Origin of the sequence: Paraburkholderia sp. EG304 (assembly GCF_046543485.1) — a bacterium.
In the GTDB taxonomy this organism is placed as follows: Bacteria; Pseudomonadota; Gammaproteobacteria; order Burkholderiales; family Burkholderiaceae; genus Paraburkholderia; species Paraburkholderia youngii.
In genome coordinates, this window is sequence record NZ_JBKGUA010000301.1 from 1 (window position 1) to 548 (window position 548).

General features: G+C 60.0%; 1 pseudogene. It reads left to right on the plus strand.

Features of this window, described 5'->3' with window-relative positions:
- Position 1: 1 nt before the first annotated feature.
- Positions 2 to 430, plus strand: a pseudogene (locus ACLFKU_RS43980) (IS6 family transposase); the annotation flags it as partial.
- Positions 431 to 548 lie beyond the last annotated feature (118 nt).

Below are 548 nucleotides of genomic sequence, written 5' to 3' on the forward strand. Positions count from 1 at the left end.
CGTGATGTTGCTGTGCGTTCGGTGGTACGTGGCTTATCCGCTGAGCCTGCGCCATCTTGAACAGATGATGGCCGAGCGCGGGATTGCGGTCGATCATTCGACCGTTCATCGTTGGGCACTCAAACTGTTGCCGGTCCTCGAGAAGGCGTTTCGACGGCGCAAACGGACGGTCGGCAAGAGTTGGAGGATGGACGAGACCTACATTCGCATCAGGGGTGAGTGGCGGTATCTCTATCGGGCTGTCGACAAGGCAGGCAACACCGTTGATTTTCTGCTGCGAGCCCCACGGGATAAGGCTGCGGCCCGGGCCTATTTCGAAAAGGCAATCGACCAGAATGGCGAACCCGAGACCGTGACGATCGACAAGAGCGGATCGAATCTGGCTGCCTTGCGGGCGATCAACGCCCCGCGGGAGGTGCCGATAGAGGTGGCGCCGCTTGTTCGGGCAGGGTCCCGAGATTTTTAAGTGGAACCACCGGGGCGTTCATGCTGCCGATTTGATCGCAGGCAGTGTCGCGAAGTATGCCTCATCCGGCGTGCGGTCTTCC